Below are 15,151 nucleotides of genomic sequence, written 5' to 3'. Positions count from 1 at the left end.
CCTGATAGCCGTCGTTCGTTCGCGCGTTCCACGGGGCCGTGCGCGAGGGTGGAACCAGCAGCTCACCCATTTTCAAACAGCACTGGGCTCAAATCGGTACTCGTTGCCAAATCGCCTTCCGTTCGAAAGGGTCAGCGGCGTCGAGGCGCTTTTTCTTTCGCTATTCGTTTCGTCCCGCTACGGTGCAGCCGGAGGTCGGTGAGTGGACATGGAAGAGGCTAAGATTGTCGAGCAAGTGGATGCGCTGGGTCACACCACCGGTCTCGAACAGGAAGAGCCGCCCCAAGAAGGCGAAAGGATTGCCGAGCCTTTTGATCCGGACAACATCGACGTCGTAACACGTCCAATGACGGTGGACCTGCTGCTTTCACGCACTGGCAACGGGATGATAAATCTGCAGCCCGATTTTCAGCGGCGATGGGGGGTATGGGACCAGCGTCGACAGAGTCGGCTTATCGAATCCCTGCTGCTCCGCATACCGCTGCCTGTACTCTACGCCGCTGAGGATGATGATGAACGCTGGGAGATCGTGGACGGCATTCAGCGGTTATCGACAATCGCTCGATTCATCAAACCGCAGGTGATTGACGAACGGCCACTCGTACTCTCTGGGCTCGAGTATCTCCACGACTATGAAGGGAAAGCCTTTGATGGTCTGAGTCCGCGCCTTCAGATGCGCCTTCGAGAGGCGGAACTCATCATCCATCTCATCCGCAAGGGAACGCCCCCAGAAGTTAAATTCAACATCTTCGCCAGAATTAACACCGGGGGCATAGCGCTATCCGCGCAAGAGCTCCGGCACGCGATCACGCCGGGCAAAGCAAGAGAGCTACTGGAAACTTGGGCAAGCCTGCCAACTTTCGTGGAGGCGACCGACGGTAGCGTGCAACCGATTCGGATGGACGACCGTGAACTCGTACTCCGCTTTCTGGCGTTTTATCTTCTCGGTCTAGTGTCGTACCGGCAGCCTGACATGGATGGATTCCTCACCAGCGCTATGAAAGCCATAAACATCACAAGTAACGAAAGTCTCGCCGCGGCGCAGCTTCATTTCGAAAGCGCGCTTCGGGCAGCGTCGGCGATCTTCGGGAGGGATGCGTTCCGGAAGCGGTACGCCATGGATGCAGGCCGATTGCCAATTAACAAGGCCGTGTTCGAAGCCTTGTCTGTCAATCTCGCCAGACTTTCCCAAGACCATCTAAACAAGCTGGTTAGTTCGGGAGAGGCCGTTCGGATGGCTTTCATCGAGCTCTGTCACGATCGTTCGTTCGAAAATGCGATCTCCCAAGGCACCGGTGATATCCGCAAAGTCAATCGGCGATTTTCCGCGATCCAAGAGATGATCGAAAAGGTTCTTCTCAATGCTTGATTTTATCGGTCTCGAAAACTTCAAGGCGTTCGAGGATATTGAACTTCGCCTAGGCAATTTGACCCTTCTCTCTGGCCTGAACGGTAGCGGAAAGAGCACAGTCCTACAGGCTATTGGGGTGTTGCGTCAGTCGTTTGACGGAAGATTTCTGCTTGAAGGGGATCTGGCTCTGAACGGCGAGCTAGTTGAAATCGGCACTGGGCGGGATGCTCTTTATCAAGCATTCGCGAAAGCTGAGATTGCGCTCTCGCTCGGCGAATCCCGACAAGGCGAAGATCACGTTTATCGCTGGTTGGCTCCTGCAGACCTAGAGGCTGACGTCCTTTCCTGCACGTCCAAGCCAGAGCGAATGGAACTTCCGCTTCTCGACCTATTTGATCGCGGCTTCCAATTCCTACGGGCGGATCGCATTACTCCCTCTGTCACGTTCCCGAAGTCGCAGGACGCGGTCCGCCAGAAGCGCTTTTTGGGAGCGCGGGGCGAATATACCGCACACTTCCTGCTTGAATTCGGGGAGCAGATCACAACCGCCGAGATCGTACGATCTCCGCACGAGGAAAAGGCCTTTAGCCTTATTGCGCAAGTTAATGCGTGGATGCAGGAATTCAGCCCGGGCGTGCGCGTGGGCGCCCAGCCGGTTCCGATGACCGATCTGGTCCGGCTGGTTTTTACCTACAAGGGCGAGGGTGCGGCCCATGGGGATCCGCTCCGGCCGACCAATGTTGGCTTCGGCCTAACGCACGCCCTTCCGGTTATAACCGCTTGCTTGGCGGCGGAGCCGGGGACGATGCTCGTCGTTGAAAATCCAGAGGCACAACTGCATCCGCGCGGCCAGGTTTCTATGGGCAGATTATTGGCTCTTGCGGCCGCCAATGGCGTCCAGGTTATCATCGAAAGCCATAGTGATCACGTGCTTAACGGGATCCGGCTCGCTGTTAAAGACGGTCTCCTCGCGCCCAACCAGGCCAAGTTACATTTTTTCACACGAGAGCCTGGACAACCAAGTGATTACCAGACGCCCACGCTGACGGAAGAAGGCCGGCTCTCGTATTGGCCTAAAGGCTTTTTCGATCAGTGGGAGAAGAGCTTGGACAAGTTGCTCGACTAAGCCCGATGCCGCTCCAACTCTTCCTTAATGGGCTTTCCACGCCCACAGGCGCCGTCCATCGCGAGCAGGCCATCGAGTTCCTAGTCGGACTGGTGCGCACCGCCCGGGCCGCGAAAGCGATCGACGATCAAGCCATCCTGAACTGCGAAGAACCTCTAAATGGATTCTCGCTCGGAGGCGACTTTAGCATCGCCGCGCTGCGGAACACGGGCGAGTTCGCCGAGGAAAGCCAGTATCTCAAGGCGCTTAACAACCGCGCACCATTCCATCAGGTATTGGAGGACGCTCCAGAGGTCGATCCGAACGCGTTTGAATACAGAATTTCCGCGGGAACGGCGACTTGGGGAGGCGCAATGGCGAACGCGTTAGGTCTCGTACACCGCTTGAAAGGATTGGGTCTAAGCTTACCTTCGCACGAGGCTTGGCAATCAAGGATGATCTCGCTCGATCTGCTCGAGCTGGCGGAAAATGGCGACACTGTAGAATACGAGGTGGAAGCTCGGAACGCGTCTGTACCGTCGGATTTGGACTTTCATGATATGAGCATTCGAGCGGATCTTCGTCCGCCCTTCGCCAACGGTGCTGACATCTGGGCTCACCGGGCCGAGCTCTTTCCGTCACTTACTTTCATTCCGCGAACCCGGCAGCAGATTGAGGAAATTTTGCCGGGGGACCCGATGCTGGAGCAACTCTGGATCAAACTTTCGGGAATGAACCAGGCGATTGCGGACTGGGGGTCGGGCACCGTGCCCCATCCCGTGTACCCATTCAACGTTCGCCCCGAAAGCACGAGCCGCAAGAGATATGTAAAGTTTAACGACGCCAACGACGTCGAGCGAACGTTCTGTGACCATTGCGATCTGGCTCCCACGGAGGGTCGCATCCACTTTCTGCTCATAACAGAGCCTAATAAACATGGCCTCGTCGGGCATGTTGGACGGAAGCTGGGAATCGGCTGACTTTCGCGAATCAAACAGCTCGCAGAAACGACGAAACTCGCTTCGCAAACAGCGCCTTGCCGCGCCGACTAAGCCTTGGCCGATAGCTGTGCCACGATGTCCGGCGGTAAAATGAAACAGATGAAGCGCTCCTTCGTCTTGCCTTGGCGAACCTGCCGCTGCTGGCCGTCGTGATCCTTGGCCGACAGGTTCAAGGCCTTGAAGTCGACGGTTTGCTTGAGCGGCTTCCAATCGGGAAAAAACTGGCGCTGGACGCCGTCGGTCAGCAAAAGCTCAACGCGCCCACCTTTTCCCATCTTGATGAACGCGCCGTGGTGATCACGCTGCGCATTGGACAGCACCGGTATCGCTCCATCTCGAATATCCAGTGTTTCGGTACGCTGCGCAATGGTTAGGAGCCGGGTGGCAAGCGGCGTCCGATCAGGCAAGCAGGCCTGATAATTGCGGTAAGCGGCAAGGCAAGCAGCTAGGCAATCCCAGGACTCCGGCAGAATCCCTTTCGCCTTGGCGAAACATCCAGCTGCGTAGAGCAGGCCAAATGCCGACGTCGCTCGGGTCTTGCCGCGCGCAGTGCCTGAAACGCCGACGCGATCCTCGAAATCGCTCATCTTCCGCCGGATCCTGGCAACTAGTTTGTCTGGGTTGCCCGCCCGCGCAATCACGAGTTCTTGCAAGAATCGGCGCATCGGCGTGCCATATTGCGACTCTATGGCGTCGGTGAGGTGGGTGGCAAACTCGCCGGGGTTGGCAAAGCGCTCCGGCACGAAGGAAAAGACTCCCTCGGCTCGACTGCCATCGATGCGCAACGGCAGGAGGCGCTGTAGCGCTGCACCTGAAGTGTCCCCGTTCAGCTTGCCCAGCGCCTCGCGGATCGGTTCATTGGCGGTGGTGCCAAAGACAAAGCGATATTGCGCGCGGTCCGGTTGGTTCCGGGTCACCTTTGGCACGCCGTTCGCCATACGGAAGGCGAAGTCTTTGACGAACTGCTTGTCGCTGGGGTCGGCGAGATTGGTTTCGTCGACCGGGAACGGCATGTCACGGAATTCGCCAAACATGTCTTCTTGGCCTGTCCGCGTTGAGTGGAACGTCGGGATGCCGACGGGCCTGAACGCGGTCGACGCGAACAGGTTCAGCCACGTCGTCTTGCCCATTTCGGGGGGACCACTGAGCTCCAACCCAAAGTTCTGCTTCTCACTGGCAATCGCCACCATCGGCGAAGCGAGAGCCGCAAGGACGGCAACCATCAGCAAGTGCTGACCCGCAATGGGTACTGCGATCAGGTCGCGCCATTCATCTAGATCGCCTTTCACACAGTTCGACGCCGCCACCTTCGGGAAGATTGCGATGCCTTTCGGCACGTCTGGCGGCCCGAAGACTGTCCCGTCGCGTAGCGCGAAATAGGGGTCGGTCCACCCAGTCTGCTCGACCAGGGCCTTGCAACCAAACGCTTTGATCCGGTCGACAGCGTCGATGAAGGTCGCCCAGTCGCGATCGTTGATCACGAGGACACCCTGCTTCTTGAGGTGTGCCCGCGCCTCTGCCTTTTCTCCGACGAACATGCCGTGCTGCACATAGGCCTCGGCCTTCCCGTATTTGACATAGACGTAATTGGTGCCGTCGATCGAGGTGACGCCGCGAACTGTAGCCTTCCGGCCCGACGGCATAGTTATTCTCTGCGATTTCGCATTCGACTTGGAATTCGTTGACATGGCACATGTCCTTGTTGACCGGTGAAACCGGTGATTTTCGATCGATTTATGGGTTGGGTGAGGTGTGCCGATTTTCACCATTTTCACCGGTGAGGTCGGCTGCCGCTGCCATCAAATTTAATCGGGCGGAGGTGGCTGAAGAGGAAGGCTGTGTTGTTCACCACACTCCCTCAAACCGACCTCCCAGCGCATCTACAGATACCCCAGAGCCCACATCCTGAGCAATTCGAACGGAAGTTCGAATACGCTCACAGCTGGGTCATCTTGAAACCAGAGGTCGTCCGTCGCAGCCCCACCAGCATCACAAGATCGGAGAGCTTCCGCCCGTCCATCCAGATCAACCACCGTGCATGAGGAAGCCCCACGATCCCCATCCGGTGGTCAGTTCTACCTTCCTTAGGCGCATCGCCGAACTTGCCCGAAGGGCGGTTTGGCCACCACGCCTGAAGCAGGTAGCTGACTATTCTGGGGATGTTCACCAAAGGCTCACGGCTACGTCGTACCCTCGGCCGTTCACGTTTGCTCTTCTTGAAGTCGGGCTCGGTCCGGAGCCCGTCGATCACCTTGATCATTTCGTGACACGCGAGGATGTGCCAGTGGACGCGCCACAGCTTGCGGAAGCTGTCGTATTCGCCATGCAGGACAGCGATCAGCCACCCCTTATGCTTGGCAATCCCTCGACGGTTCAGAAAGCTCTTGAACGCCTTCTTCTCCGCTTCGGCATCGAAAGCTTCAAACTCTTCCTCTGTCAGTTCAAGGTGTCGGGGTAGCAGGGCGCCAAACGAAATCGTGTGGCCCTTGCTTGCCCGAACCAACTTCCCGGCATGCTGGACCCAGGGCTTCCGGACTTTCCGCATGACCATTCTAGATGCCAGCGTTACGGCTTCGGGGTCGCCTTCCAATGCCGCCTCAAGCCTGCCAAGCACGTTCCGCGCCTGACTCTTAAAGCCGGGGTCGCCGTTGGACTGGATGGCCATGAGCAGGCGCCGGATAGATACCAGTTCCCACTTCTTGGCGACCTCATCAGACTCGAGTTTCCACGGCTCATGGCGCGAGTTCCGCTTGCGCTGCCCCGGCCCCATGCCCTTCTTCTGCGGGTCGTAGCCGCGGGTCATGACGCGGGACCGAAGCGCACTTGCGCGCTCTCCAGCGTGACATGGGTGTAACCTTCTTTCATGACGACATCGACTTCTTCGCGCTCGATGGCTCCAAGGACTGTGTCCCACTCAAGGTCGTACAGGCGGCAAAGTTCGGCGATGGTGACCGCCGGCGGGTTCCCGCGCAGTTCCGGCCGAGCGTCGATCTGGCTCTGGTAATCGTGCCAATCTCCACATGGGCCCAGGCACATCACATATCCCCCGGTTCGATGGCAGCGGGGCGCATTTGCAAGCCTGCAAGTGCCAAAACACTTGCTCTTGTCACCCGCGTCGCACGACCGATCCGCACGCGCTTAAGATGTTGGCCCGGGTTTGGCTTATCGCCCGCCGCCAGCAGTGCAAAAACCGTGGTGCGGCCAAGACTGAGCTTGGCCATGGTATCTTCGACTGTCAGAAGCAGGGGGTCATTTGAACCTTTCTGTGGGCATATTGCCTGCTCAAAGCGCGGGCGAGACTTAGGCATCTCCAGAATCATGGCGAACTCCGAATTATGTGCGCATATGCGCGATTTCTTGGTTCGACCTTCCGCAGATCGCATCTGCGGAAGGTAGGCCGGGTTTATGTTCGACGGCGCAACTCCGCGAACGAGCCCAGTCTATCTCGAAATCGTGGGGCACTGCCTTTGAAGGACCGTCATCGGCGCAGATCGCCCGTTTGACGCATCTGCGATGGTCGCGGGTCGTTTGACAAGACCTCTACTGAAATCACGATGCCATATATTGTGTTATTGACTCCGGACGGTCGCGAGTTTGTGTCGAGTCGAATCGGCAGCGAGCGATATCCAAAGCCGTGAAAATTTTGCGAGGTTCTAACCATGCCGATCAGCGGAGACGATTTATCTCAATGGACTAAAAACAGCGAAAAGTGGCCTAAAGTCAGGGGCTGCGAAGAGGAATGTGATGCGTGGCTGAAATTCATATCCGAGTTTGATGAGAAGTACGCAGATGATTCGCTCGAAAGAGCGGGAGCTGGCGCCACTCCTTACGATCGTCCAGAAAACCAATTGATGTTGAAGATTTACAGCTTCATAGCGAAAAAAATGAGATCTAAGTCCGATAAGGGCAAATTCAATAGAATGATGAGGGCGTTTGCCAAATATTACTATCCATATTATGAAATAGGCTTAAAGACAAATTTATTTCTAGTTGTTTTATTTTTGTTACAAGGACGTGTCGGATACCTTGCTGATAATCGAAAACGCTCTCAAATGGCTGCGCAAATGCTATATGGATTTCGCCATCGCATTAAACCTGAGTTGCTTGTCGGGTTCATTTATCAATCGGGTGGCAAAATTGCTGTGTCAGCAAAAGCAAAAGATAATAAAATGCATGAGCCGTGGTTTACTAAAGAATAGATTATCATTCGTAAAGTTGCATTGAAAACGAGCGATTTCGATACATCCACACCCACTGTATCGAAAAATAGCCTTGTCATAATTTAAATACATGCTAAATTTCGACACACGTTTTCGATACAGGTGTGTCATGTCACGAGTATTTGCTTATTGCCGCGTCAGCACGACTGACCAAACCCACGAAAATCAGATTCTCGAAATTCAGTCGGCTGGCTTTCATCTCGAACCTAGGCGGGTGATCGCCGAAACAGTTTCTGGTTCGACGGCAGCGATGGAGCGTGAGGGCTTCCGCAGGTTGGTGGACCGTCTCGAGTCAGGCGATGTGCTGGTCGTCACTAAGCTCGATCGACTAGGGCGCAATGCGATGGATGTCCGCGCCACGGTCGAGCAACTCGCGGAATTGTCAGTGCGGGTACATTGCCTAGCGCTCGGCGGTGTGGACCTCACCAGCCCAGCCGGAAAGATGACGATGGCAGTGATTGCAGCCGTAGCCGAATTTGAACGCGACTTACTCATCGAGCGAACGCAAGCAGGTTTGTCGCGAGCCAAGGCCCAAGGCAAGAAGTTAGGCAGACCAGCAAGCTTAACGCCTGAGCAAATGGAGACGGTACGAAAGCGTCGACAAGAGGGGACATCGTTGGGTGTGTTATCCAAGGAGTTTGGCGTCAGCCGCTCAGCGATTCAGCGAGCCACCATGGCGATTGCAATGTGACCAATGTGAAAAATGGCAACCCCCGGCGACGATCCATCAGACTCCTTGCCGTTTGTAACCTTGAACGACATACCCAGCGGACTCTTTTTCTGGGCTCGAATCAAGGATTTTTTCCATTTGTACGAGGTTTGTTCTCTTTATGTTCTTGTCCGAAGTTGCGAGCGCTGGTAGGCATGAAGCATGACTCCTGAACCCTTGTATGACGATTTGTCCCGCGAAGACCTCCTTCGTATTCTTATGGAGCGTGATGCTGATGAGAGAGGGGCTCTGCGCCTGCACTACGGCGGCCAGACACCACCTTGGCAGATCGTCCGGCGTGTGCGTCCTCGCTGTCAGAAGATTGAGCCAAAGCTAAGCTTCGGGTCTGAAGTAGATCAGGCCAACAACTTGCTTATTGAAGGTGATAATCTGCAATCTATGGTTTCTCTCTATAAGTACAGAGGGCAGGTTGACCTTGTTCTGACTGATCCACCCTATAATACCGGCAATGACTTCAGGTATAACGATAGGTGGGACGTCGATCCGAATGACACAGATTTGGGAAAGCTTGTTCCTGCTGATGACGGTTCGCGTCATAGCAAATGGCTCCGATTTATGGTGCCCCGGCTATGGATGATGCGTGAGATGCTCAAGCCGAACGGGGTGCTTGCAATATGCATTGATCATCGGGAGTTGTTTAGGCTCGGGATGGTGCTGGATGACATGTTCGGTGAAGGTAATCGTATAGCGATCATCAACTGGCAGAAGACCTACTCTCCAAAGAACAATGTTGGGAAGCGGACGCACGTTTCCACATCGACAGAGTATGTCTTGGTCTACGCAAAATCCATCGATCGGGCAAAGACTGCCTTGCTCCCACGCAGCGAGGCGATGAACGCCCGCTACGGCTACATCGACGGTGACGATGAGCCGTGGGCGCCTGGAGACCTTACAGGTCGTGGTGCTGACACCCACTGGGGGCAGGTATACGGTGTGCAATCGCCATTCACTGGCGAAATCATGTGGCCTTCTGAAGGTCGCTGCTGGGCTATTGAGCGGAAGCGCCTCAAGAAGATGCTAGAGGCATGGGGGTGCACTTACGTCAGCAAAGACCTTAAGGATGGACGTGCACCGAGCTTGGTCATTAAGGGCTCCCTTGAAAAGGCAAAGTCCGCTGCGCAGGCGATACTAGATGCCGGAAATTGGCCCGTGGGCTATTGGCGCGATGGTGGCTTGGGTGCGTTTCGTGAAAAAGTGTATCTTAAGGACGTAAAAAAGGGCGTCGTCCCGATGACCTATTGGGGGGACGAGGAATTTGATTCTCCTGACATCTTAGGGGCAATGTCATGGGAGCATGAACAGTCCGGTCACAGCCAAAGCGGAGTTAACGAGTTAAGCGCCATCGTCGGACGCGCGCATGGCTTTGAGACCGTCAAGCCGATGAAGCTCATAAAGAAGATTATGCAGATTTGGTGTCCTCCTGGTGGGATCGTTCTTGATCCATTCGCCGGCTCTGGAACCACCGGTCATGCCGTGCTGGAACTTAATAACGAGGCTGGGGCCAATCGGCGGTTTGTGCTTATTGAGCAAGGTCGCCCAGAGCGAGGTGACAGCTACGCTCGGACGTTGACCTGCGAAAGACTTCGTCGTGCGATAGGCGGGGAACGTGTTAACAAGCAGGGAGCAACCGTAGTTCTTGCTGAGCCACTTGCTGGCGGCTTCCGCTTTTCAAAGCTAACGTCTAAGGTGGATGCGACGGCTGTACTCTCGCTTCAACGAGAGGAGATGCTGGATCTACTGATCACTAGCCATTGGGATCAAACAGAACGAGCTGGGGCTCACTTAAGCCGTATGCCAGCTGACTCCGCCGCCCATCTCTTTGCGCGCAACAGTCGTGGGGAGGGATATTTTCTAGGCCGTAGACTCATAAACGCGCAGCCACAGGCGCATTGAGGCGAGTTGGACCATGGCCAGAAAGTTTTCGGCCAACTTGTCGTAGCGGGTAGCTACTCTGCGGAAGTGCTTCAATTTGGAGAAATAGCGTTCGATCAGGTTCCGCTCGCGGTACAGCCATGTGCTGAAGTACGGTTTCGACTTCCGGTTTGCCTTGGGCGGAATGTTGGCAAACGATCCCTTTTCGCGGAGAGACGCTCGGATACGATCGGCGTCATACGCCTTGTCTGCCAGCACGATTGTTCCGGCGCCAACGTGATTGAGTAGATCGTCAGCCGCTTGCCCGTCGTGGCTTTGCCCGGCAGTCAGGCTGAGCCGGATCGGGAGGCCTTGCCCATCGACGACCGCGTGGATTTTGGTGGTGAGCCCGCCTCGGGAGCGACCGAGACAATGATCTCGATCCCCCTTTTTGCCGTCGCAGCCTGTTGGTGCGCCCGGATGGAAGTGCTGTCGATCATCTGGATATCGCCATCATGGGCGGCGGTGATGGCGTCCATCATTCGATCCCACACACCGGCTTTTCGCCATCGCACGAAGCGATTGTAGCAGGTTGTGCGCGGGCCATAGCGTTCCGGCAAGTCTCGCCACGGCGCCCCTGACCGCAGCACCCAGAAGATGCCATTCAGCACACGCCGGTCATCGACACGTGGCACGCCTCTAGGCTTGTTGGGCAACATTGGTTCGATCACACGCCACTCGAAATCGGTCAGGTCATATCGGCTCATCCAGTCCCTGAATCAGCTTTCGCTCAACAAGGAAAGGCGTGTTACGATGAACCTGTTCCCCGTCAGCACCAATGGCACAGATTTGAGGTTGTGATTTAAGGAGTGTTGGGGCTTCGTCGTAGTGACGAAGGAACGAAGATGAAGCCCCAACACTCCTTAAAAAAATCGCCGATGAAGGCCCCTGCCGAGCGGGTGGTGAAGGACATCCGGCGGCAGACCCGTCGGCACTTCTCGGCCGAAGACAAGATCAGGATCGTGCTGGATGGCCTGCGCGGCGAGGACAGCATTGCCGAGCTGTGCCGCAAGGAAGGCATCGCCCAAAGCCTGTATTACACCTGGTCGAAGGAGTTCATGGAAGCGGGCAAGCGTCGCCTGGCTGGCGACACTGCCCGTGCCGCAACCACCGGCGAGGTGCAGGACCTGCGCCGCGAAGCCCGTGCCCTGAAGGAATGCGTTGCCGACCTGACGCTCGAAAACCGTCTGCTCAAAAAAAGTATGATCGCGGATGGGGGCGACGACGAATGAGGTATCCAGCATCGGAGAAGCTCGAGATCATCCGGATCGTCGAGCAATCGCACCTACCAGCCAAGCACACGTTGGACGAGCTCGGCATTGCCCGTCGGACCTTCTACCGCTGGTACGACCGGTTCCTCGAAGGCGGCCCGGAGGCGCTGGAGGATCGGCCATCGACACCGAGCCGGGTGTGGAACCGGATCCCGCCTGACATCCATGATCAGATCATCGAGCTGGCGCTGGGGCAGTCCGAGCTAAGCCCCCGGGAACTGGCGGTGCGTTTTACCGATGAGAGGCGCTACTTCGTGTCGGAAGCCACGGTTTACCGTCTGTTGAAGGCCCACGATCTGATCACCAGCCCGGCCTATGTCGTGATCAAGGCCGCCGATCAGTTCCACACCAAGACCACGCGGGTAAACGAGATGTGGCAGACTGATTTTACCTACTTCAAGATCATCGGGTGGGGCTGGATGTACCTGTCGACCGTGCTCGACGACTTCTCGCGCTACATTATCGCCTGGAAACTGTGCACCAACATGCGCGCCGAGGATGTGACCGACACGCTCGACCTGGCCCTTGGCGCATCGGGCTGCGACAGCGCCACGGTGCTGCACAAGCCCAGGCTGTTGTCGGATAATGGCCCCAGCTACATCGCCGGCGAATTGGCTGAATACATTGAGGCCCGGAAGATGAGCCACGTGCGCGGTGCCCCGATGCACCCGCAAACCCAGGGCAAGATCGAGCGCTGGCACCAAACCCTGAAAAACCGCATCCTGCTGGAAAACTACTTTTTGCCCGGCGACCTCGAAGCCCAAATCGAGGCCTTCGTCGAGTACTACAACCACCAGCGTTACCACGAGAGCCTGAACAACGTGACGCCCGCCGATGCCTACTTCGGCAGGGCTCCAGCCATCATCAAACAGCGCGAAAGGATCAAGCGACAGACCATCGAACATCGGCGCTTGCAACACCGCAAGCTCGCCGCCTAACATCAACCCCCAGACGAGGTCCGCACTCCGCTAATTTACGCCGCGAGTTGTGCCGAATGTTCTGACGACGGACAGAGGATGGAGACGGCAAACGAAAGTTGCTCGTCCGGCTTGTCTCCGCTGGAAAGTGGAACGACCAGATTCAGAAGGTTGGACCTAAGGGCTTTACCATTTGGGCCTTGTCTAAGGGCGGAAAGCTTAAGCCCCGGTTTGCCGAGACTGCCGCTCAGGCGGTACATGAAGCCCTAAGGGTATAACCTTCCCGTTCGTTAGTGTTCGCAGACGTTCATGCCAGACCAAACAAAAACATATTATGAATGAAACTATGGCAACACGCTAAATATTTGATATTTTACTTATATTTCAATCTACTTTGCATTCCACCCGCTCCGCCAAGTGCTTTTCCCGGTCAGAGATTTGCCCAAACCTTTCCCTCATGTCAGCACCGATGCGGAACAATCGGATGATGCTGGAGACAGGCAAAGCAGGATTTGTGGCCGCGATGGGGCGCGGCTCAGGCCGTTTCGGGACGTAAAAAGCGAGCTCGCTGTTCTGGATCGAAAACCATCTTTCGAATTATCGCCTTCCTTATGAAATCTTTATTCCTGCCGCCCCCAATCCGCATGGAAGCATAACGTGCCCTTGTGGTGATGTTCCAAACACATCTTGTTTCGGAGCATTGCCTTGTCAGCCCATTCCGCCGCCAGTCCGCGCCAGACCGCAATCCTCACCCTTGGCGCAATCGGCGTTGTTTACGGCGATATCGGCACCAGCCCGCTTTACGCTTTCAGGGAGGCGCTGGCCCAGTCGGCGGGGGGCGGCATTGTCCGCTCTGAAATTCTGGGTGTTCTGAGCCTGGCATTGTGGGCGCTGATCTTGGTGGTGACGATCAAATATGTCCTGTTCCTGACGCGGATGGACAATAATGGCGAAGGCGGCGTGCTTTCGTTGATGGCGCTGGCGCGGCGTGCGACAAGTGGCTGGAAGAGCGTGACCGTGCTGGGAGCGACTGGCGCAGCATTGTTTTACGGCGATGCCATCATCACGCCTGCCCTTTCCGTACTGTCTGCGGTGGAAGGCATCAAAACGGTTCCGGGTCTTGGCGCAATGATGACAGAGGGACGGATCATCGCCGTGTCGATGGTGATCCTGGTTGCCCTTTTCGCGATCCAGTCTCGTGGAACGGCGAGTGTCTCAAAGTTGTTCGGGCCGGTATGCATCGTCTGGTTCCTGGCGATCGGCGGGGTCGGTCTTCTCAATTTCCTCGCAGCACCCGAAGTGCTTCTGGCGCTCAATCCCTGGTATGCGGTCTCATTCCTGATCGAGCACGGTGTGGCAGGACTCTTCGTGCTGGGTGCGGTGTTTCTGACGGTAACCGGTGCGGAAGCGTTGACCGCAGACATGGGCCATTTCGGGCGTCTGCCGATCCGCATCGGCTGGTTTTCGATCGTGATGCCCTCGCTGGCACTCAATTACCTTGGACAGGCCGCCTATGCGCTTGTGCAGCTGAATGCCGCACAGGCAGCGGGCACGACCTTTCAAAACGCGGACTGGTTCTTTTTGATGACGCCGGAGGATCTGCGGCTTGGGATGGTCATTCTGGCGACAATGGCCACGATCATCGCCAGTCAGGCGGTTATCACCGGGGCTTATTCCCTGACTCAGCAAGGAATCGCGCTTGGCCTGTTTCCGCGCATGATGATCAAGCAGACAAGCGAAGATCATGCGGGGCAAATCTATATTCCGGTCATAAACTGGATGTTGCTGGCCGGGGTGGCCATGCTCATCGTCCAGTTTCGCACCTCATCGTCGATGGCGGCGGCATATGGCATCGCTGTGACCGGAACGATGGTGGTGACGACGTGCCTGGCCTTCATCGTGCTGTGGAAGCTGTGGGGATGGAAGCCCCTGCTGGCGGCGCTGTTCATCGCGCCTTTCCTGCTGCTTGATGTCTTTTTCTTCGGTGCAAACTTTCTGCGAGTGATCGAAGGGGGCTGGGTGCCGCTGGCCATTGCGGCGATGATCGGCCTTGTCGTTCATATCTGGCTGAAGGGGCGGGCCTATTTGGCCGCAGAGGCACAGCGCGATCATGTGCGGATGGCTGATCTTGCCCAGGCACTATCGGCTCGTCTGCCAACGCGCATTCCCGGCACGGCCGTATTCCTGACGGCAGACCCGGACGTCGCGCCGGTAGCGCTGCTTCACAACATCAAGCACAACAAGGTGCTTCATGCGCAGAACGTCATCGTCACGGTCAAAAATGCGACAAGCCCACGCATCGCGGAGGAGGACCGACTATCGGTTGTGCGGATTGACGACAATTTCGAATGGGCGACATTGCGCTTCGGTTATATGGAAACACCCGATGTGCCCGCGGCGCTGTTCGGCAATGGCGTCATCCGTCAGGATAAGGCAGGAGCATCCTTCTTTATCGGGCGTCATATGCTCTCGCCCAGCCATGAGGTGGGTTTGCCGTTCTGGCAGGACATCATTTTCATCATACTGCAACGCAATGCATCTGATCCGACGGAGTTTTTCCAGATTCCGCCGGGCCGCGTGGTGGAACTGGGCACAAGGGTAGAGATTTGACCGTCCTTGCTCGACGCGCGGCGAACAGAGTGCGA

13 protein-coding genes are annotated in these 15,151 nt (G+C 56.4%); 8 read left to right on the top strand and 5 right to left on the bottom strand.

Annotation, left to right across the window (positions count from 1 at the left end):
* Nucleotides 1-208 precede the first annotated feature (208 nt).
* The 3 genes from LUA85_RS11150 to LUA85_RS11140 are packed head-to-tail and all read left to right on the top strand — an operon-like array spanning nt 209 to nt 3,436.
* Nucleotides 209-1,369, top strand: a complete 1,161-nt coding sequence (locus LUA85_RS11150; RefSeq protein WP_231471848.1) for a DUF262 domain-containing protein — start codon at nt 209-211, stop codon at nt 1,367-1,369.
* Nucleotides 1,362-2,477, top strand: coding sequence for a DUF3696 domain-containing protein (locus tag LUA85_RS11145; RefSeq protein ID WP_231469700.1), 1,116 nt, complete (start codon nt 1,362-1,364; stop codon nt 2,475-2,477). Before LUA85_RS11150 ends, LUA85_RS11145 begins: the two co-directional genes overlap by 8 nt.
* A 5-nt stretch (nt 2,478-2,482) precedes the next feature.
* A complete protein-coding gene (locus LUA85_RS11140; RefSeq protein WP_231469698.1) occupies nt 2,483-3,436 on the top strand; it encodes a hypothetical protein in 954 nt (317 codons plus the stop codon).
* Between the two features lie 68 nt (nt 3,437-3,504).
* Here the strand turns inward: LUA85_RS11140 and LUA85_RS11135 are convergent, their stop codons facing one another.
* The 4 genes from LUA85_RS11135 to LUA85_RS11120 all read right to left on the bottom strand — a co-directional run bounded on the left by LUA85_RS11135 (nt 3,505) and on the right by LUA85_RS11120 (nt 6,777).
* On the bottom strand, nt 3,505-5,145 hold the full coding sequence (locus LUA85_RS11135; RefSeq protein WP_231469696.1) for a DUF927 domain-containing protein: 1,641 nt from the start codon (nt 5,143-5,145) through the stop codon (nt 3,505-3,507).
* Between the two features lie 248 nt (nt 5,146-5,393).
* A complete protein-coding gene (locus LUA85_RS11130; protein WP_231469694.1) occupies nt 5,394-6,260 on the bottom strand; it encodes a hypothetical protein in 867 nt (288 codons plus the stop codon).
* Entirely contained in the window at nt 6,257-6,493 is a 237-nt protein-coding gene (locus LUA85_RS11125; protein WP_231469692.1) for a hypothetical protein, read from the bottom strand. Before LUA85_RS11125 ends, LUA85_RS11130 begins: the two co-directional genes overlap by 4 nt.
* A complete protein-coding gene (locus LUA85_RS11120; RefSeq protein WP_231469690.1) occupies nt 6,493-6,777 on the bottom strand; it encodes a helix-turn-helix domain-containing protein in 285 nt (94 codons plus the stop codon). Before LUA85_RS11120 ends, LUA85_RS11125 begins: the two co-directional genes overlap by 1 nt.
* A gap of 339 nt (nt 6,778-7,116) precedes the next feature.
* On the opposite strand from LUA85_RS11120, the gene LUA85_RS11115 reads away from it, so the two are divergent.
* From LUA85_RS11115 to LUA85_RS11105, 3 genes are all read left to right on the top strand, one after another.
* Nucleotides 7,117-7,656 carry a hypothetical protein gene (locus LUA85_RS11115; RefSeq protein ID WP_231469688.1) on the top strand — a complete coding sequence of 180 codons (540 nt, stop codon included), beginning with the start codon at nt 7,117-7,119 and terminating at the stop codon, nt 7,654-7,656.
* A 130-nt stretch (nt 7,657-7,786) separates the two neighbouring features.
* Entirely contained in the window at nt 7,787-8,368 is a 582-nt protein-coding gene (locus LUA85_RS11110) for a recombinase family protein (protein ID WP_231469685.1), read from the top strand.
* Between the two features lie 180 nt (nt 8,369-8,548).
* Entirely contained in the window at nt 8,549-10,300 is a 1,752-nt protein-coding gene (locus LUA85_RS11105; RefSeq protein WP_231469683.1) for a site-specific DNA-methyltransferase, read from the top strand.
* Here LUA85_RS11105 and LUA85_RS11100 read toward each other — a convergent pair.
* Nucleotides 10,259-11,025, bottom strand: a protein-coding gene (locus tag LUA85_RS11100) for an IS5 family transposase (protein ID WP_231466484.1) whose coding sequence is annotated in 2 segments (ribosomal slippage) — nt 10,259-10,713 and nt 10,713-11,025 — 768 coding nt in all. Because the reading frame shifts where the segments join, the coding sequence is not laid out codon by codon here. The genes LUA85_RS11105 and LUA85_RS11100 overlap by 42 nt on opposite strands.
* 138 nt (nt 11,026-11,163) lie before the next feature.
* On the opposite strand from LUA85_RS11100, the gene LUA85_RS11095 reads away from it, so the two are divergent.
* Nucleotides 11,164-12,527, top strand: a protein-coding gene (locus LUA85_RS11095; protein ID WP_371823651.1) for an IS3 family transposase whose coding sequence is annotated in 2 segments (ribosomal slippage) — nt 11,164-11,512 and nt 11,512-12,527 — 1,365 coding nt in all. Because the reading frame shifts where the segments join, the coding sequence is not laid out codon by codon here.
* Nucleotides 12,528-13,211: 684 nt separating this feature from the next.
* The gene (locus LUA85_RS11090) at nt 13,212-15,116 is read left to right on the top strand and encodes a potassium transporter Kup (protein WP_231469681.1); all 1,905 of its coding nucleotides are present in this window, start codon (nt 13,212-13,214) and stop codon (nt 15,114-15,116) included.
* Nucleotides 15,117-15,151: the final 35 nt, after the last annotated feature.

It is taken from the genome of Novosphingobium sp. CECT 9465 (assembly GCF_920987055.1).
In the GTDB taxonomy this organism is placed as follows: Bacteria; Pseudomonadota; Alphaproteobacteria; order Sphingomonadales; family Sphingomonadaceae; genus Novosphingobium.
This window is presented reverse-complemented; position numbering and strand designations above follow the sequence as displayed.